Genomic DNA, 20,087 nt, shown 5'->3' with positions numbered 1-20,087 from the left:
GCAATCCGCTCAATCATTTATATCTAATCTCATGAAAACAAGTTTACTTAAACTTACGAGTGCCATTATATGCTCGTTATTTTCAATGTTATTGTTTGCACAAACAACAACTACATTCAGCTATACTGGTAATATAATTAACTACACAGTACCTACAGGAGTGACTTCTATAGTAATTGAAGCTTTTGGAGCACAAGGTGGGGGAACTGTACTTGCCGGAGGAAAAGGAGCGCAGATAAAAGGAACCTTCAGTGTTACGCCGGGTGAAGTGTTACGTATTCTTGTTGGTCAAAAAGGTGGTAGCTCTGGAAGTGACAATAACTACAATGGCGGAGGTGGGGGATCCTTTGTAGTAAGGCAGTTAAACAATACACCATTACTAATAGCTGGAGGCGGCGGCGGTGGGCCTAAAAGCCAAACTTCTACTAGTTGCCCTAGAGATATTAATCTGGCAGATGGACAAATCACAAATTCTGGGGCTACCATTCAATGTAATATTATAGCTTACGGAGGAAGTGGCGGATATGGTGGAGAAGCTAAGACTTATTCTTCTTATGCAGATGAAATAGGGGGAGGTGGAGCAGGATTTCATGGTGATGGATTCTCTTACTCAAGCGGCGGATGTGAAGGAAAAGGTGGCAAGTCTTTCATAAATGGCGGTGCTGGAGGATACAACGGATGTATTTCAAATGCTTATGGTGGATTTGGAGGTGGGGGTGCCGGTGGAAAAGATGCCCCAGGAGGTGGTGGTGGATATTCTGGAGGAGCTACAGCAGCAACCGGTGGAATTTTTCAAATTAATGCTTCCACTTATGGTGGAGGTGGCGGGTCATATAATTCTGGAGTCAATCAATTGAATATCCCAGGAGTTAGAACAGGTGATGGGTTAGTTAGTATCACAACTCTTACTCCAGCAGGTGCTTTAAAATTCGATCCAAGTTTAGCGATCAATGATAACAGCAGATTAAATTATGTAAGTGTCAATAATCCTTTTGAAGCTTTTCAGAAAGAAATGACTGTTGAGTTCTGGATGTATACGCCCAATGCGAATTTACCATTTGGTTCTGTAATGGGGCAAGGGGATAATAACGCCACAACGAATACAGTATGGCTGATGCACCCCAATAGAAATGGTACCATGACTTTCTATGTTAATGATGCAGGTACTTTACGAGGAACAACCGGTAACATTACGGCAAACGAATGGCATCATTATGCAGCAGTGTCGACTGGTGCCTTTACGAAATTTTATGTAGATGGTGTTTTAGTACATACTGGAGATGGTGTTTCAAATTCCATTGTAAACAATCCGAATTCTGTCATCCATATCGGTAAAGATGTTCGGTTTGCCACACGTCACGTTGCAAATGGTGATCCCGATAACCGTTATGGTACTATGATATTAGATGAGTTGCGTATTTGGAGTCGTGCATTGTGTCAGGAGGAGATTAATGCCAATAAAAATGTTGAGATCAATCCTACTGGGCAAAATGGTCTTCAAGAATATTATCGATTCAATCAAGGATTTGTTAATGCCAATAATTCAACAGTTACTACATTGACTGATCTTAGCGGTAATAATAGAAATGGTACACTGAATAACTTCACATTGGATGGAGCTAATTCTAATTGGGCAGCATCTGGTTCTACAAATACAGGTATTGTGAATGCTTTTGTACCTCCAACAGCGGCTATTCAAGGAGGCGCTACTATTTGTATTGGTCAGTCACGAACATTAACGAATACCATACCAGGGGGTAGCTGGACGAGTAGTAACACTGGAGTAGCTACCATTAATGCTACTACAGGTCAAGTTACTACCGTTAGTGCTGGTACCACTACGATTACCTATACAACAGCATGTGGTGGCGTTTCTACATTAAACTTTACCGTGAACCCTTTACCGACTCCGGCTATCGCTGGAACAAATACAATTTGTTCCGGAGGGTCTACAACATTAACAGCAAGTGGTGGAAATACTTATTCATGGAATACAGGAGCTACTACAGCTGCAATTACTGTGTCACCCACCGTTACTACTACTTATACAGCTACAGTTACAAATGTTAATGGATGTACAGCACAAGCATCAAGAACAGTGACTGTCAATGTTAAGCCAGATGTTACGGCTAGTTCAAACAGTCCGATATCGACTGGAAATAACCTTCAACTATCTGCAAATGGAGCATTTAGTTACTCTTGGTCTGGACCAAATGGATTTAACAGTACAGCCCAAAATCCAGTTATAAATAATATAACAAGTGCGGCTAATGGCACTTACACTGTAACGGGAACCAGTATATTAGGTTGTACTAATACAGCTTCTGTAAATGTAACTGTGCTGTCAACACCTGCTACTGCATTAAAAACAGATGGTGTGGATGATCATGTAACGATCAGTAATCCATTCAGAGCTTTCAACAAAGAAATAACTGTTGAATTCTGGATGAATACACCTACGGGTAAATTGGCCCAGGGTTCTATAATGGGTCAGTCTTCATTGAATGTGGATGGTATGGGTACTGATGTATGGTTGATGCATCCTGATATTGGCGGTACTAATCTTGACTTTTATGTAAATGATGCGGGAACATGGAGACGTGCAACAGTACCTATCAGAGCGGGAGGCTGGCATCATTATGTAGGTGTGGCGAGTGAGTTTGGTATTAAATTCTATGTAGATGGAGTATTGGAGCAGACAGGACCCGCTATCAGTACAGGTATCCTGAACAATGCCAATGCTATCATGCAAATTGGTAAAGACCCAAGACATACCAACTTCCGTTTTGCAGACATGTCTATTGACGAAGTAAGGGTATGGAGCCGTGCGCTTTGTGAGGCAGAAATCATTAATAATAAAAACTGTGAATTGAATCCTACAGGACAGACCGGATTACAAGAGTATTATCGTTTTAATCAAGGTTTTGTAGGTGCGAATAATTCAACAGAAACAACTTTGACAGATCTGAGTGGTAATAATCGTCATGGATTACTCAGTGGCTTTGGATTGACGGGTAATAATTCCAATTGGATAGAATCCGGATTTGTGAGTACAGCCAATTGTTCTCCATACGTAGCGCCTTCAGCACCTATCGTGGGTAATACTTCTCTTTGTATTGGAGGTAATAGTACATTGTCCAATACTATTACTGGAGGCTTATGGAGTAGCAGTAATACTGCCATAGCTACTATTAATGCGAATACAGGTGTTGTTAATGCATTTAGTGCTGGTACCACTACCATTACCTATAGAACTGAGTGTGGTGGAGTATCTACAGCTACCATAACGGTGAATACGTTTCCTGTAGCATCTATTTCAGGTATTAATACTACTTGTTTGGGAGGTTCAACAACATTGACAGCATCAGGTGGAGGTACCTATTTATGGAATACAGGTGCTACTACGGCATCCATTAATGTGTCTCCAACTGTTGCAACCACATATAGTGTTACAGTTACCAGTGCTGCTGGTTGTGTATCTACAGCGAATAGAACTGTAACGGTGAATCCAACACCAACTGTTACTGCCAGCTCAAATAGTCCGATCATCGCAGGTGATAATTTGCAATTATCTTCTACCGGAGCAACTACTTATAGTTGGACAGGACCGAATGGGTTTACCAGTGCGGTTCAGAATCCTGTAATAACAACTGCAACTACAACAGCCAGTGGTGTGTATACCGTTACTGGCACCAATGCTTCGGGTTGTAGTAATACGGCAACTGTAAATGTGACTGTTCAGGCAAAACCTGCTACTGCACTGAATACTGATGGTGTTGATGATTATGTTGTTATTAATAACCCATTCAGAGCTTTCAATAAAGAAATAACGGTTGAATTCTGGATGAATACACCTAATGCAATTATGCCTTATGGATCTGTGATGGGTCAGGCTACATCAGGTGTTGATAACATGTCTACCAATGTTTGGCTCATGCATCCGAATACAACAGGTGGAATTGATTTCTTAGTAAACGATGCGGGTACTTGGAGAGGTGCTACTGTACCTATCAAAGCCGGTGGCTGGCATCATTATGTGGGTGTGGCCAGTGAGTTTGGGACCAGGTTTTACGTGGACGGCGTATTGGAGGCTACAGGGCCTGCCATTACAACCGGAATCGTAAACAATCCGAATTCTGTGATTCATATTGGAAAAGATGTAAGACATAATACGGGTCGCTTTGGTAATATAACTGTTGATGAGGTCCGTATTTGGAGCAGAGTGTTATGTGAAAGTGAGATCAACAATAGCAAAAACTGTGAATTAAATCCATCAGGTTTAATCGGTTTGCAACAGTATTATCGTTTCAACCAAGGATTTGTTGATGCCAATAATATTTCTGTGACTACACTTGTAGATGCGAGTGGAAATGGAAGAGATGGACAACTCAATGATTTTACCCTAACAGGTGCTAATTCTAATTGGGTTGCATCAGGTTCTACCAATAATGGCACTTGCTCAAATTATGTTCCACCAACTGCACCTATTACCGGAACAACGTATATCTGTATTGGATCTACAAGTACTTTATCAAATGCAATACCTGGTGGTTTATGGAGCAGCAGTAATCCAAGTGTTGCTACCATTAATGCAAATACAGGATTGGTAACATCAGTTAGCGCAGGAGTAACTACGATCACTTACAAAAATGAATGTGGTGGTATTTCTACTACTACTGTTTCTACCCCTAATTTGCCTACACCTACCATAACTACACCTGTAGGAGGTACCAGTGTTTGTCCGGGTAATACCGTTACTTTAAGTGCTCCATCTGGCTTTGGTATAAGATACCAATGGTACAAAGATGGGGTGGAAATTCCAGGTGCAACATCTAGCAATTATACTGCAACAGTTTCTGGAACCTATACTCTCGCCAGAACTAGCATCCCATGTGTTTCAACTCAGTCAAGTCCTGTAATAGTAACTATTGCAGATGATGTTAAACCAAGTATTACATGTCCTCCAAATCAAACAATCGATCTTGATGCGAATTGTAAAGCAATATTACCGGATTACAGAAGTCTGTTAACAGTGAGTGATAATTGTACACCTTCTGGCTCTTTGACAATTACACAAAGTCCGGCAGCAGGATCAGAGATAAATGATAAAGGTTCTATGATTGTAGCATTTACAGTTAGAGATGCGGCAGGTAATGAAAGTACTTGTACCATTACTTTGACTAAGAAAGATGTTACTGCTCCAGTAATTACTTGTCCTGCTCCAATCATTGTGAATAATACTGCGAATACTTGTGGTGCAGTTGTAAACTTTATCAACCCAACTGCAACTGATAATTGTACAGGAGGAGCATTTAACTTCTGGAGTGGAGGTGAGCCGAATAATTTCCAAAATGCGAATGAAGATTATGTGCAGTTGTATACCAGTGGAAGATGGAATGATTTGCCTAACTCTTCGCTGAATAGATTTATTGTAGAGTTCAATGATATTCGTTCAACTGTTTACTCAGGATATACATTGATCGGAACATATGGTGGTCATACTTACTACATATCAACAGGTTCTGCAACTTGGACAGCTTCACGTTCTGCTGCTCAAGCGATAGGTGGTGATCTGGCATCTATTAACACATTAGGAGAAAGCTCATTCCTGGCTCCTTATGGTGGTAATACCTGGGTTGGAGGGTATCAAGACAAGTCAGTACCCGGATTTAGAGAGCCAGGTAATGCGAGTCAAAACTATTTGGGATGGAAATGGGTAGATGGCACACAACTAGGCGCTGGTCAAATCATCATCACACAAACAGCAGGTTTACCATCAGGTTCTGTGTTCCCAGTTGGTGTTACTACCAATACATTTGTTGCTCGAGATGAATCAGGCAATGAAAGTACTTGTAGCTTCACTGTGACTGTTCGTGATGTACAGCCTCCTGTGATCACTTGTCAGGCTAATATCAATGTTACTGCTACTAGTGCTGACGGTGTAGTGGTGAATTATACCACGCCTGTAGGCACAGATAATTGTAGCGGTGTAACAACTATAAGAACTGCAGGTCTTGCCAGTGGATCAACTTTCCCAATCGGTACTACAACTGTTACTTATCGTGTAACAGATGCTGCAGGATTATCAACGCAGTGCTCATTTACTGTAACGGTGGTTGGCGTGGCGCCGGTTATTACTTGTCCGGCCCATATCACTGTGAATGCAACTGCTGGTACTTGTGCAGCTAATGTGAATTTTGCTGCAACAGAGACAGTAGGTATTCCAGCATCAACTATTACTTACACCATCAATGGAAATCCAGTAGTATCAGGTGCCAGCTTCCCGGTTGGAACAACAACTGTTGTAGCTACGGCTACCAATGCAGCGGGAAGTTCAAGTTGTTCATTTACTGTAACTGTAGTGGATAATGAAAAACCAACTATTACAGCACCGGCGAATGTTCAAGGCAATAATACTACCGGACTTTGTACAGGAACTGTAACATTGGGTACACCTGTTACGGCAGATAATTGTGGAGTAGCATCTGTTGACAGTGATGCACCTGCTACCTTCCCAGTTGGTACAACAACTGTAACATGGACTGTAACAGATATTCATGGAAATACGAATACTGCAACACAAACAGTAACTATTAGAGATAATGAAAAACCGACTATTACAGCACCGGCGAATGTTCAAGGCAATAATACTGCCGGACTTTGTACAGGAACTGTAACATTAGGTACACCTGTTACGGCAGATAATTGTGGAGTAGCATCTGTTGACAATGATGCACCTTCAGTATTCCCAGTTGGTACAACAACTGTAACATGGACTGTAACAGATATTCATGGAAATACGAATACTGCAACACAAACAGTAACTATTAGAGATAATGAAAAACCAACTATTACAGCACCGGCGAATGTTCAAGGCAATAATACTGCCGGACTTTGCACAGGAACTGTAACATTGGGTACACCTGTTACGGCAGATAATTGTGGAGTAGCATCTGTTGACAATGATGCACCTTCAGTATTCCCAGTTGGTACAACAGTTGTTACATGGACAGTAACGGATATTCATGGGAATGCTGCTACTGCTACACAAACTGTAGTGATTGTAGATCATGAGAAACCCACGATTAGCACTTCTAATATATCGGTTAATAATGATCCAACTAAGTGTGGTGCATCAGTTTCGATCTCACAACCAACAACAGCTGATAATTGTGGTGTGCTTGCTGTGATGGGTATTAGAAGTGACAATGAATTGCTCACAGCCGATTATCCGGTAGGAACTACAACTATTACCTGGACTGTGAGAGATATACATGGTAATACAAATACCACTACTCAAACAGTAATAGTGAATGACACAGAGTTGCCGGTAGTTAAAACACAAAACATCATTGCTCAATTGGGTGCGAACGGACAGGTTTCAATTACTGCTTCGCAAATCAATAATGGATCAACTGATAATTGTGCAATTGCAACTGTTGTATTAGACAAAGTGAATTTCAACTGTAGTAATGTAGGACAGAATACAGTATTATTGACCGTGACAGATATTCATGGAAATAGCGCTTCTGGTACTGCAACAGTTACTGTTCAGGATAATATACGTCCAACAGTCATTACACAACCTGTTACAGTTACATTGATAAATGGTGCTGCATCTGTTACAGCAGCTCAGGTAAATAACGGTTCATTTGATAATTGTGGAATTGCTACAATCACCGTTTCTCCTGCCAACTTTAATTGTAACAATATCGGTAGTAACACTGTAATCTTAACTGTAACAGATGTAAATGGTAATACAAATACGGCATCAGCAACTGTAACAGTTGTTGGACAATTACCAAGCTGTTCAATCACATCTGTACCAACCAGCAATGTGTTTACTGGTGGTAATCCGAATAATATCTATCTGGGTTACGGTGCTCAAAGCACGGTATTGAATGTGGCAGCAACGGGTGGTAGTAGTTATACTTACCAGTGGAGTGGTACTGCAACACAAATGCTGAGCAGCATCACTGCTGCGGCACCAGTATTCACACCAACAGCACCGGGTAATTATACCTTCACAGTTACTGTTACCAATAACTTTGGATGTACTTCAACCTGCAGTATTACGATCTGTGTGAAAGATATCCGAGTGCCAGGAACAGGCTTGAAAGGAAGTCCGGCTAAAGTATACATCTGCCACTTACCTCCAGGTAATAAAAACAATCCTCAAACATTGGAGATCAGTGTTAATGCAGTTGCAACACATATTGGTCAACATTCTGGAGACAGACTCGGAACTTGTGCAATGACACCATGTCCTGAGCCAGCACCAGCAACTGTTTCAAATGCGCTGATTTCTAAAGCAGTGGTGGAAAGTGAGTCAAAAGCTGATACGAATGAAGAACTGAAAGTAACAGTGATGCCAAATCCAAGTGCAACATACTTTACATTGAAACTGGAAAGTAAGTATGCGGCCCCTGTTAATTTACGTGTGATGGATGCTTTGGGAAGGGTGGTAGATAACAGACAAAAACTTGGTTCGAATTCGACTGTTGAAGTTGGTCATAACTATCAGTCAGGAACTTACTTTGCAGAATTCATACAAGGTAATAGGAGAAGAGTGGTTCAGTTGTTAAAGATCAAACGATAATCATTTGTAACCCCTCAAATGATAAAGAAAAGGGTTCGTCAGAAATGATGAACCCTTTTTAATGAAATAGTGGTCGTAAAACGCAGATTTAATATATAAGTTGTGATAGGGTGGTTGCATAAAAAAAGACCAGCTATTGCTGATCTTTCTTTCTGTGTGACCTCGTCAGGATTCAAACCTGAAACCTTCTGATCCGTAGTCAGATGCTCTATTCAGTTGAGCTACGAGGCCTTTCCCTTAATCGGGGTGCAAATATAGGTCTAGAATGATTATTTTCAAAAAGCTTCCATGCTTTTTTAAAAAATCAATCCAATTCATAGATCCCTGCTGCGGTTTTTTCTGCCAACTTCTTTGGAAGAAGCCATACCAGAAAAGCGCCCAATTGATTGATAAAGCCGGTGATCACTTCCGCTTTTTTTCCATACATAGCATTCACTGCGATCTTAGCAACGGCTTCAGGTGTCATATTCACCTTTTCTGCGGCTTTTAATCCTTTTTGTCCAACTTTCGCCCTCGCTGCAAAACCTGTATCTGTTGATCCCGGACTCACAGCTGTTACTGAAACTCCTTTTTTTCTCAATTCATAACGTAATCCACGACTAAAATTCAGCATAAAGGCCTTGCTCGCTGCATAAGTACTAAGTCCCGGAACCGACTGATAAGCTGCGGAGCTGACGATATTCAGTATATATGAGGGATGATTCTGCTTTAAATCCGGTAGAAGCGCCGATGTTAATTCTACGGGAACCGTCATATTAACCCGCATCATATCCTTATGTTCTGATGCTGTATAAGATTCAAAAGGCCCACTCAGTCCATACCCTGCATTATTGACTAGGATATTTATTTGTACCTGTTGTTGTAAGATCCAATTGTATAACTGTTGAACAGCATCTGGTAAAGCAAGATCCAGAGAGCAATAGCGAACGTCAATATTGTGTTTTACAGATAAACCAGCGGCAAGTTCTTCCAATAAATGTTTATCTCTCGCTACTAATACCAAGTGAACGCCACGTGCAGCTAATTCCTGCGCAATGGCTTTACCAATTCCCTTACTGGCGCCGGTGATCAATGCATATTTCATATTCGATGAATTGAATAAAAAAGGTCAACATGCGTTGACCTTTTAAAGATATATTTTCTAATGAATTAGTGGTGTACTTTCCCAGTAAAACGGTGGTAGAAAGGTGTTTTACTGTTCTCATCCTTGGGTTTGTACTTACCGGTAACAATCGGTACATACATGACTCTTCTACGGCTTTCTTCACCGAATTTTGGTGATTGTTTTACACGATGCCATAGACGACCATCATGAACAGAAAGATCTCCTGAGAAAATATCAAACCCTACTTCACGCGGATCATCATTGTTATCAATAAAGTATTTCTTTCCGAAAAGCAGTTTGAACATGCCTTGTTTATGGGTGCCCGGTAAAACACGTAAACCACCGTTTTCAAACATGCAGGTATCCAAGTGAATTCCCACATTCAGCATTGGCATGATCTTTTGTCCCATAAAAAGGTCACGAGGACTATCTGTATGCCAGCCCATTTGGGTAAATGTGCTATTCGGTGTATTGATATAATTGTTGATGACCAATCCGTCCTTTTCATTCTCAGCAATACGTCCTTCGTAAGGATGTAAGAATGCAGTTAAGGCTTTCAAACGGTCATCTGACAATAGCGCATGCAATGGATCACTGTAAAGTGAGCTGAAACAAAGACGCTGAATTGTCGTATTTCCATTTTCGTCTTTACCAAACTTTAATGGAATACCATTGATCTTGTCTTTCTTTTCATCCAACCACTGTTTCTCCAGTCGTTGTAATTCGCTGATATAAGTGGCTACCTTTTCTTTGTCCAGAAAATTACGGAACACGATTACACCATGCTCATCAAAAAAATCCAGTTGCTCGGGGGTTACCGCATCGCCAAGCTTAAAATGACTTTCCCATTTTTTCATTCTGATCCGGTTCAGTTTTTTATGTGTCTGTAATGTTAATTATTTATTACAAAATTGTAAAACCATTACTGTTGTGAAACAAGCAAAAATAAGCAATTTACTGCTAGATTTTTGACTAATAAGGGTTCAACGGCTTATTTTGCATTTATATGACACAAATTATCAGGGTCTTATCTCTTTTTTCCTTCTTTCTTGGCAGTTTTTCCACATCCTTCGCTCAGGACAGTTCAAAACCCAATAAGGGTAAATTTGTGGCATTCCCGGCCATTACGCGCTCCATCGAAACAAGCTGGGCTGCGGGTGGGGCGGCTTCTTATACTTTCCGTCCATTTAAGGATGATACCATTTCCCGAACCTCCAGTATCCAGTTTGGATCAATTTATTCACTTCGCAAGCAATTGGTTGCTTCCGTAAAGGGAACCCAGTATCTCCGGAATGAAAACTGGATATTAAACGAGCAGATCTCATTCAGTTCTTTCCCCGATAAATTTTGGGGTATCGGAAAAAATACCAAGGATCTCACTGAAGAAGATTATGAGTTCAAACAAGCATATCTGTATTTACATTTCATGAAAAAAATCGCCCCACGTCTTTTTGGGGGTATCCTATACGAATACCAGCGTGTTTGGGATATCCATTATCAACCGGGTGGATTATTTGACCAACAAAAGGTTTTTGGTAGAACTGATTACCATGTTTCCGGTTTGGGAATGAGTATCACCTATGACTCCCGTAACCATGCATTTTGGCCTAATAAAGGATTGTTTGCGCAACTTTATTTTAACCATTACAGTCCGGTGACTGCTTCTGAATATAGCTTTACGAATATCGTTGCGGATTTGAGGAGATATATTCCAGCAGGCAGAAATGCTGTATTCGCTGCGCAAGCCTGGGTTTTCAGTAATATCGGATCCCATGTTCCGCTTAGGAGTCAGGCAGCTTTTGGCGGGGATAATATTATGCGTGGCTATTATCAGGGGAGATTCAGAGATAACCAGCAATTCGCAGTGCAAGGAGAATATCGGAGAGCAGTATACAAGAGATTTGGACTTGTTGCGTTTGCAGGTTTTGGTAATGTTGCGCATACGATAGATGGTTTGAATCTTCGTAACCTCAAATATTCAATAGGGGGAGGTATGCGTTATGCCTTGAATAAATCGGAAAAACTGAATCTTAGGATTGATTATGGAATCGGGAAAGGAATCAACCGAGGCCTTTACTTTCAACTGGGCGAAGCTTTCTAATGCGTAGCCGTCAACTTCGCAACCCTAAAAATCAGATAGGTAAATACAAAAGCAAATAGCACATCAACTGTATAGTGTACATGTTGTATCAATACCAAGCATGCTACCAAGATGGATGCTATTAAAGCTATTCTTTTATCGGACTTTCTCTCCAGGCATAAATACATCAAAAACATGTTGGAAGTGTGCCCTGAAAAGAACAGGTCTTTTGTAATGAATTTATCTTTCCCTCCGTAGATTAAACTTGTCAGTGGGTCATTCAATTTGATCAGTCCATCAGGTGGATCAAGGGGTACCATTACGATGCTTACCATTCTGGCCAAACAAAGAAGCGTGAATGACATCAGCATGAGCAAAGCAAATGAAGGCCTTTGAATACACCGGATGATGACCCAGCCACTCATTGACCAAATGATCAGAAATGTTAGTAGGGATACATCTGCAGCAGGTATATGTTGAAGGATCAGATCGTGCAGGTAGGCACCTTTTCTTTGCTCGATATAGTTAAAGAAAGTAGGTAATGAAAGAACAACAATGATCAGGATCACCACAGTGCTGATCATTTTTTTACGAAACGTTTTATTGGTAGACAGGATATCCTGCCACTCTCCAATAACACCTGTAAATCCCGTCATTTCCTTCTGCATGCCGCAAATATAAAATCAAAGCGATGGATTCAATCAGATGATTTGTTCAGTGGTCAAGTTAGTAATGCCAACGAACAAATGCCTCCATGGCTGCATATTTGGTCATACCTAAAGCTGCGTATAAATTGGCAGTATTGGCATTGCGGTCTTCTGCTCTTTGCCAGAATTCTCTGCTGTCACTTCCCTGGAAAGGCACCATATCTTTTTGAGATTGATGGATAAAAATGCCAAATCTCTTTTTCATGACCTGATCGGGGCTCATCGGGATGGCCATCTCAATTTCAGCGATATCCCATTCTTGCCATGCACCTTTGTACAACCACACCCAACAATCTTTGATCCATGGTTCACCGGCTGCTTTTAATCTACGGAGACTTTCAAAAATGATATCCAGACAAACCTTATGTGTACCATGTGGATCGGCCAGATCGCCTGCGCAGTAGATCTGCTGGGGTTGGATCTTCTTCAATAATTCCATGGTGATTTGTATATCAGCTTCACCCATCGGATTTTTTTCAACGGTACCGGTTTCGTAAAAAGGAAGATTCATAAAGTGGCAGCGATCATCGGTCAGACCTACATATCGGCAGGTGGCTTTGGCTTCACAGCGACGTATCAATCCTTTGATCGCACGAATCTCAGGGGTATCACGTTGGTTTTTTTGTTTGGATGCGATAAAACTTCTGGCTGCCTGAAGAATAGACTGACTTTTCTGGTTATCGATTCCAAACATATCTTCAAATCCTACTGCAAAATCTATAAAGCGTGTTACAAACTCATCAGCAACGGCAATGTTTCCACTGGTTTGGTAAGCAACATGTACTTCATGTCCCTGATCATGTAAACGCATGAAGGTTCCACCCATACTGATGATATCGTCATCGGGGTGAGGAGAGAAGATCAAACATTTTTTAGGATATGGAGTGCTTCTTTCCGGATGTGCAGGTATGATTGCATTTGCTTTTCCACCCGGCCATCCGGTTAAGCTATCACGAAGCATATAAAATACCTGCAAGTTGATCTCGTATGCTTCTCCTTTTTCAACGATCAGATCTGACAATCCGTTTTCATTATAGTCATGCTCTGTCAAACTCAAAACGGATTTATTCAGTTTCAGCGCCAGATTGATCACGGCTCTTTTGATCATTTTAGGTGTCCATTCACAATCGCCCGTTAGCCATGGAGATTTGATCCTGGTCAGTTCGGTCGATGCAGCTTCATCGATCACAAAAGTGCAGTCGGGGTGTTGTTGCAGGATACTCGCAGGTACCTGTTCGGTCACATCACCTTCCACAGAACGTGCGATGATCTTACCTTTCATTCCCCAGCCCATCAAAAGAATTCTTTTCGCTTTCAGGATGGTGCTGATACCCATGGTTACCGCCAGACGGGGTACTTTTGAAATATTCTGAAACTCATGCGCATTGGCAATACGAGTACTATTATCCAGATTTACCAGTCTTGTTTTTGAATAAATACTAGACCCGGGTTCATTAAAACCAATATGTCCATTGTTGCCGATTCCTAGTATCTGCAGATCAATGCCGCCTGCATCTTCAATCATCTGATCATATTCCGCACAATATTTTTTGATCTCTTCTTTTGGCCATAATCCATTGGGAAGATGAATGTTTTCAGGAGCAATGTCTACATGACTAAATAAATGCCTGTGCATGAAACTCCAATAGCTTTGAAAAGCATCACGCTCGATAGGGTAGTATTCATCCAGATTAAATGTGATGACATTGGCAAAACTCAATCCCTCTTCTTTGTGCATTCTCACTAATTCAGCATAGAGGCTAATCGGTGTAGACCCTGTTGCCATCCCTAACACGCATTTCTCTCCGGACTTTTGTTTGGCTCGGATCAACTGTGCGATTTCATTGGCTACATATTTGGAGCCTTCTTTCGAAGAAGTATGAATTTTTACAGGGATTTTTTCAAAAGAATCAACCATGACTGACATAGGATTTGTGTTAGACGAAAATACACCGATATTTCTAAAAACGCAAAAACCTGCATATTTTTAGCGTTATTATTTAGTTATAGGCTGATTATATAGCCTGTTTTTGCAATTTTCGGTTCTTTTTCGGATGAATAATGGGTTGATAATATTATTTTAAAACCGGCAGCACGATCTTCGAATCATTGTGATAGATCCGAATGGTGGCCTTTTTAAAGTCACTGTCTTTGGCCTGATAAATATCCATGAATTGTTGTGGATTTCTATCAACCAATGGAAACCAACTGCTTTGTACCTGTATCATGAGACGATGGCCTTTTTTGAATGTATGTGCCACATCCGGTAATTCATATTTTACACGTGTTGGTTTATTGGGAACGAATGGCTCTGGTTTTTCAAAACTGTTTCTGAATTTACCACGCATCACTTCACCGCGAACCAGCATTTGATAACCATTCATGACATAACCGTTCTCTTTCTCATATTTGAAATCATCCGGAAATACATCGATCAGTTTCACGACAAAATCAGCATCTGTTCCGGAGATAGCAACCATCAGATCTGCTGTTATTGGTCCTGCCAATGTGAGATCATTTTCCAGTGGTTCAGTTTGAAATACCAAAACATCCGGTCTTCTTGCCGCAAAACGTTGATCATCGGTCATGTATTCTCTGGTTCTTCCAAAATGCACATCTTCTGTATACGGAACAGGTTTGGCAGGGTCACTGGTATACTCTTGCCAGCTGCTTAGTGGCGCAATGAGTGGAACTGCTTTGGATAAATATCCTCCTTTCCGTAATGCATAACTTTCATAGGATACCTGATCAAGAGGCCATTTAGGTAACTGCTTCCATTCATTAGAGCCTGAGAAAAAGATGGTGGCTTCTTGTAACTGATCAATATTCCCTTTCTGTTTCAGATAATAGTTGAAGAAAGGCAGTTCCACATTTTTTCCATACCATTCACTTGTATTACTTCCCCATTGTACATTTCCTAAAAATGAACCATCCGTTCTGGCCCATTGTCCATGATACCATGGCCCCATCACGATCTTATTATTGTTCTTTGTTTTCTTTTCAATGGCCTTATAAAGATTCCATGCCCCATAACAATCTTCTGCGTCGTATAAACCGCCTACAACCAATGTTGGGATATCCTGTGAAATGAATTGCACATTCGCACGTGCATCTCGGGCCTTCCACCATGCATCATAATTTGGATGACTCATCAGGTCTTTCCAGAATTTGATACTATCACCCATTAATTTCGTGAAATTGGTGAGTGCTCCTGTTCTCAAATAAAATTCATAATTGTCTTTGGTTGGAAAATCAAATCCCTTAGGTCCGATCGTAGTGGGTTTGGGTCTGGGCTTACCAAAACCTGAATAGAAGGCAAAGCCATCCATTAACATAAAGGCACCATTGTGATGAAAGTCATCACCCAAAAACCATTCTGTAACCGGTGCTTGCGGACTTACTGCCTTAAGGGCTGGATGATTGCTCAGTGCTGCCATCGTGGAATAAAAACCGGGATAGGAGATTCCAAACACACCCACATTTCCATTATTGTTGGTCAGATTTTTTACCAACCAATCAATGGTGTCATAAGTATCACTGGCTTCATCTGTCTCTGTGCCTTTTTTATTCGGATTGTATGGACGAACATCTTCAAATACTCCTTCACTCATCCATCTTCCTCGTACATCCTGTTGTACATAGATGTAGTGCTCTTTCATGAAATAGCTTCTTGGACTACTCCAAAAGGCTGCGAATTTATCTTCACCATAAGGCGCACAGGAATACGGAGTTCTGGTTAGAAGGATCGGATGTTTTTCTGATACATTTTTTGGTAAATAGATACTGGTGAAAAGCTTAACACCATCCCTCATCGGGATATAGACTTCTTTTTTAGTATAATTATTTACGATCCAGGCTGAATCAGTTCCTTGCGTGAGCCCTACAAAGGGAAGCGTTAATAACAGGAGAATGACAATTTTCTTCATGGCAGCAGGTATGAATGATTAGGATGTACAATATAAAAAAAGATTCCCGTTGAGGAATCTTTTGATGGTAAAATATGATGACCTGTATATAAGGTTTAGATCACTTTGGTCAGCTTGATGATATTCGTTGGAAGGTGCTGCTCAACAGGAGTACTTCCCGTATTAACCACCACATCACCTGTCTTTAAAAAGCCTCTCTCTTTCAGAATATTGATCTGATCAAAAATGATATCATCTAAACTGTCTTCTTCTGCATAATAAAACGCACGAACGCCCCAGCTCAAACTCAATTGATTCACCAATGATTTTTCTTTGGTGAAAATATAGAGTGGGGAAGAAGGGCGATAACTACTCAACATAAAAGCTGTATAACCACTCTGAGTCATACCAACCAATGCATTGGCAGATACATCTTCAGATATTTTACACGCATTATAACAAATCGCATCACTGTGGAATGATGGAGAATGTGGTTGAGGTTTCAGATCTTCTGAGCGATTGTATCGGTATTCTTTTTTCTCTACTTCCAGAATGATCTTACGCATGGTTTCCACGACCAATGCCGGATGATTACCGGCTGCTGTTTCACCACTGAGCATTACGGCATCAGCGCCTTCTAATACTGCATTGGCAACATCCGTGATCTCGCTTCTGTTGGGTTTCACTCTGTCGATCATGCTCTCCATCATCTGTGTTGCAACGATCACAGGCTTTGCACGGTGAATACATTTGCGGATCAGTTCTTTTTGAATCAAAGGAATTTGTTCAACTGGAAGTTCAACACCCAGATCTCCACGCGCCACCATGATACCATCGCTCTCGATGATGATATCTCGAATATTGACCAGCGCTTCCGGTTTTTCAATCTTAGCGATGATCTTGGTTTTGCTTTTTTTCTCGGTCAGTTTACTTCTTAGGATGACAATATCTTTCACACTGCGTACAAAACTCAATGCTACCCAGTCAAGCTCTTGTTCAATAATGAAATCCAGATCGATCAGGTCTTTTTCAGTGAGTGCGGGAAGAGAAATTTTAGTGTCGGGTAAGTTGATTCCTTTTTTAGAAGAAAGAATACCGCCTAAGGTCACTACTACTTTTACATCACCGTTCTTTTCAATATTTACAACCTTAACTTCCAATTTACCATCATCGATCAAAATGATATTGCCGATGGTAACATCACCTGCCAGGTTTGGATAAGAAACATAGATCTTTTCAAGGGTGCCAATACATTTTTCATTCGTGAATGTGAGTATATCACCCACTTTTACTTCGAGTGCATTGTTCTCGATCTCACCCACACGCAATTTTGGGCCTTGCAGATCACCTAAGATGGAGATATTGTAAGGTTGGGTTTTATTGATATTTCGAATGTGTTCAATGATCCTTTGTTTGTCTTCATGACTACCATGAGAGAAATTGAGACGAAAAACATTGACACCGGCTTTTACCAGCTCCAGTAATTGTTCATAGCTGTCGCATGCCGGACCAACCGTTGCCACGATCTTGGTCTTGTGGTTCACGTGGGCGAGACCGGCTTCTTTGTCCATGTTTTTGTGGAGGTACTTTTCGAGATTCTTTGACATCTGTTTGAGTGTGTTTTGAGTTTAAGATCTGTACACATCCGCAAGTTTAGGGTCACTTGTTAACTGGCAAGGATCTTCACGATCTTCAACCAATCTTCGGATATTTTTTGCTTTGCTTTAATTGCGTTGTCGAGTGGTATATAGTTCATTTTGTTATTGAGAATACCTACCATCACATTGAATCGGCCGATCATCAGGCTTTCAACCGCATGATAACCCATTCTACTGGCGATGAGTCTGTCTAAACAGGTAGGAGAGCCCCCACGTTGAATATGTCCCAGGATACATACTCTCGTATCTGCATTGGGTAGTCTTTGTTTGATGATGGTAGCTACTTCATTCCCACCGCCAAAATCATCACCCTCCGCAACAACGATGAGATTTACTAGTTTCTTTCTTTTTTCTTTTTCTGATAAAGATGCGATCAGTTCTTCGATATCGGTCTTTGTTTCAGGGATGAGGATGTTTTCTGCACCGGTTGCAATACCACTGTGCAATGCGATATAACCGGCATCTCTACCCATCACTTCTACAATGAATAAACGGTCATGCGCATCTGCAGTATCGCGGATTTTATCGATGGCTTCAACAGCCGTATTGACTGCGGTATCAAATCCGATCGTAAAATCACTTCCGGCTATATCTTTATCAATGGTGCCCGGCAGACCGATACAAGGGATGTCGAATTCATTGCTGAACTTCTGTGCACCTCTGAAAGATCCATCTCCACCGATGATGACCAAACCATTGATCCCTCTTTTTTTCAGATTCTCATAGGCTTTTTGACGGCCTTCTTTTTCAAAAAATTCTTTACTTCTCGCAGTTTTGAGTATGGTTCCTCCGCGTTGTATGATATTGGCAACGGATCTGGAATCCATTTGGAAAATATCATCTTCGATCATGCCGCTATAGCCTCTCATGATGCCATACACTTCCATGCCATGATAGATACCCGTTCTTACAACAGCTCTTACTGCAGCATTCATACCCGGCGAGTCACCCCCGGAAGTAAGAACACCAATCTTAGTTACTTTTTTTTCAGCCATTTTGTTTCAGCAGTTCAACGTTTAGCGTTAGATGTGATTGACATACAAATACATATAGATTGTGTATCAATTACACGGAGTTTCAAAAATAAGCATTTGAGGCTAATTGTCCATCCCGATATCTAATTACATTTTAGTAAACTTGTCACATGAAAATCCTCATTACCGGCGCCAATGGATTTACTGGGATGCATCTTTGTTTAACCCTTATCAATAAAGGGTTTGAGGTATATGCCCTTGGGAGGGGAGAAAGACGACTCCCGATCATGGAACGATTGAATTATTACTCCATTGAACTAACAAGTGTTCGTTCTCTTTTGAAAATATTTGAACATGTTGCCCCCGATGTGGTGATTCATACAGCCGCGATGAGCAAACCGGATATTTGTGATCGTCATCGCAAAGAATGCCTGCTTAATAATGTGGAAGTAACGCGCTATCTATTAGAAGCCAGCCGTCATTTCCCGGTACATTTTATTCATCTCTCGACCGATTTCATCTTTGGAGATGGTGGACCGCATCACGAAGATGATATTCCTTCGCCATTGAACTTTTATGGTGAAAGTAAATTGCAAGCTGAAAAATTAGTACTCCAGACCGAGTTAACGACCACCATTGTTCGACCTGTTTTTATTTATGGTCCTGCGCTTCATCAGATCCGACCTTCTTTTATTCAATGGGTGCAAGAAAAGCTATCTAAGAACGAGAAGATCAAAGTGGTTACTGATCAGCAAAGAACACCGACATATGTATATGATCTTTGTGAAGGCATCGCAACAATCTTGATTTTCAAGAAGGCGGGGATTTATCATATCGCCGGAAAAGATATTTTATCTCCGTATGATATGGCTATAACTGTGGCAAAGGTGTTAGATTTGGATGCGCATCTGATTGAACCTGTAACCTCTGAAACTTTTCCCGAACCTGTTATCAGAGCTAAGCGATCAGGACTTCGTATTGATAAAGCCATCCGTGAATTGAACTATGCACCACATAGTTTTGAAGAAGCGGTCAGACTGAGTTTTAAATAGAAGAAAC

10 protein-coding genes and 1 tRNA gene are annotated in these 20,087 nt (G+C 41.0%); 3 read left to right on the top strand and 8 right to left on the bottom strand.

The window, feature by feature from the left end:
- Positions 1 to 31 precede the first annotated feature (31 nt).
- The gene (locus tag ABXG83_RS03140) at positions 32 to 8,599 is read left to right on the top strand and encodes an HYR domain-containing protein (protein WP_353550036.1); all 8,568 of its coding nucleotides are present in this window, start codon (positions 32 to 34) and stop codon (positions 8,597 to 8,599) included.
- Positions 8,600 to 8,756: 157 nt separating this feature from the next.
- On the opposite strand, the gene ABXG83_RS03135 is transcribed toward ABXG83_RS03140, so the two are convergent.
- From ABXG83_RS03135 to ABXG83_RS03125, 3 genes are all read right to left on the bottom strand, one after another.
- Positions 8,757 to 8,830 (bottom strand) — tRNA-Arg (locus ABXG83_RS03135).
- Between the two features lie 73 nt (positions 8,831 to 8,903).
- Positions 8,904 to 9,683, bottom strand: coding sequence for an SDR family oxidoreductase (locus ABXG83_RS03130; RefSeq protein WP_353550035.1), 780 nt, complete (start codon positions 9,681 to 9,683; stop codon positions 8,904 to 8,906).
- A gap of 65 nt (positions 9,684 to 9,748) precedes the next feature.
- Complete coding sequence (locus ABXG83_RS03125) at positions 9,749 to 10,561, bottom strand: phytanoyl-CoA dioxygenase family protein (protein WP_353550034.1); 813 nt, start codon at positions 10,559 to 10,561, stop codon at positions 9,749 to 9,751.
- Between the two features lie 149 nt (positions 10,562 to 10,710).
- On the opposite strand from ABXG83_RS03125, the gene ABXG83_RS03120 reads away from it, so the two are divergent.
- Positions 10,711 to 11,805 (top strand): BamA/TamA family outer membrane protein, encoded by a 1,095-nt coding sequence (locus ABXG83_RS03120; RefSeq protein WP_353550033.1) that lies wholly within the window; start codon positions 10,711 to 10,713, stop codon positions 11,803 to 11,805.
- On the opposite strand, the gene ABXG83_RS03115 is transcribed toward ABXG83_RS03120, so the two are convergent.
- From ABXG83_RS03115 to pfkA, 5 genes are all read right to left on the bottom strand, one after another.
- Positions 11,802 to 12,452, bottom strand: coding sequence for a phosphatase PAP2-related protein (locus tag ABXG83_RS03115; protein WP_353550032.1), 651 nt, complete (start codon positions 12,450 to 12,452; stop codon positions 11,802 to 11,804). The genes ABXG83_RS03120 and ABXG83_RS03115 overlap by 4 nt on opposite strands.
- 58 nt (positions 12,453 to 12,510) lie before the next feature.
- Positions 12,511 to 14,418, bottom strand: coding sequence for a glucosamine-6-phosphate deaminase (gene nagB, locus ABXG83_RS03110; RefSeq protein WP_353550031.1), 1,908 nt, complete (start codon positions 14,416 to 14,418; stop codon positions 12,511 to 12,513).
- Between the two features lie 148 nt (positions 14,419 to 14,566).
- Positions 14,567 to 16,417, bottom strand: coding sequence for a CocE/NonD family hydrolase (locus ABXG83_RS03105; RefSeq protein WP_353550030.1), 1,851 nt, complete (start codon positions 16,415 to 16,417; stop codon positions 14,567 to 14,569).
- Positions 16,418 to 16,512: 95 nt separating this feature from the next.
- Positions 16,513 to 18,003 carry a pyruvate kinase gene (gene pyk / locus ABXG83_RS03100; RefSeq protein WP_353550029.1) on the bottom strand — a complete coding sequence of 497 codons (1,491 nt, stop codon included), beginning with the start codon at positions 18,001 to 18,003 and terminating at the stop codon, positions 16,513 to 16,515.
- 59 nt (positions 18,004 to 18,062) lie between these two features.
- Positions 18,063 to 19,049: a 6-phosphofructokinase gene (gene pfkA / locus ABXG83_RS03095; protein ID WP_353550028.1), complete on the bottom strand. Its 987-nt coding sequence runs from the start codon at positions 19,047 to 19,049 to the stop codon at positions 18,063 to 18,065.
- 149 nt (positions 19,050 to 19,198) lie between these two features.
- Between pfkA and ABXG83_RS03090 the strand changes: the two genes are divergently transcribed.
- The gene (locus ABXG83_RS03090) at positions 19,199 to 20,080 is read left to right on the top strand and encodes an SDR family oxidoreductase (RefSeq protein ID WP_353550027.1); all 882 of its coding nucleotides are present in this window, start codon (positions 19,199 to 19,201) and stop codon (positions 20,078 to 20,080) included.
- Positions 20,081 to 20,087 lie beyond the last annotated feature (7 nt).

This window comes from Sediminibacterium sp. KACHI17 (genome assembly GCF_040362915.1).
In the GTDB taxonomy this organism is placed as follows: domain Bacteria; phylum Bacteroidota; class Bacteroidia; order Chitinophagales; family Chitinophagaceae; genus Sediminibacterium.
This window is presented reverse-complemented; position numbering and strand designations above follow the sequence as displayed.

What these genes read in the sequence shown, in the direction of transcription:
- ABXG83_RS03140 (WP_353550036.1), top strand. Translation starts at nt 32, where the DNA reads ATGAAAACAAGTTTACTTAAACTTACGAGTGCCATTATATGCTCGTTA.
- ABXG83_RS03130 (WP_353550035.1), bottom strand. Translation starts at nt 9,683, where the DNA reads ATGAAATATGCATTGATCACCGGCGCCAGTAAGGGAATTGGTAAAGCC.
- ABXG83_RS03125 (WP_353550034.1), bottom strand. Translation starts at nt 10,561, where the DNA reads ATGAAAAAATGGGAAAGTCATTTTAAGCTTGGCGATGCGGTAACCCCC.
- ABXG83_RS03120 (WP_353550033.1), top strand. Translation starts at nt 10,711, where the DNA reads ATGACACAAATTATCAGGGTCTTATCTCTTTTTTCCTTCTTTCTTGGC.
- ABXG83_RS03115 (WP_353550032.1), bottom strand. Translation starts at nt 12,452, where the DNA reads ATGCAGAAGGAAATGACGGGATTTACAGGTGTTATTGGAGAGTGGCAG.
- nagB (WP_353550031.1), bottom strand. Translation starts at nt 14,418, where the DNA reads ATGTCAGTCATGGTTGATTCTTTTGAAAAAATCCCTGTAAAAATTCAT.
- ABXG83_RS03105 (WP_353550030.1), bottom strand. Translation starts at nt 16,417, where the DNA reads ATGAAGAAAATTGTCATTCTCCTGTTATTAACGCTTCCCTTTGTAGGG.
- pyk (WP_353550029.1), bottom strand. Translation starts at nt 18,003, where the DNA reads ATGTCAAAGAATCTCGAAAAGTACCTCCACAAAAACATGGACAAAGAA.
- pfkA (WP_353550028.1), bottom strand. Translation starts at nt 19,049, where the DNA reads ATGGCTGAAAAAAAAGTAACTAAGATTGGTGTTCTTACTTCCGGGGGT.
- ABXG83_RS03090 (WP_353550027.1), top strand. Translation starts at nt 19,199, where the DNA reads ATGAAAATCCTCATTACCGGCGCCAATGGATTTACTGGGATGCATCTT.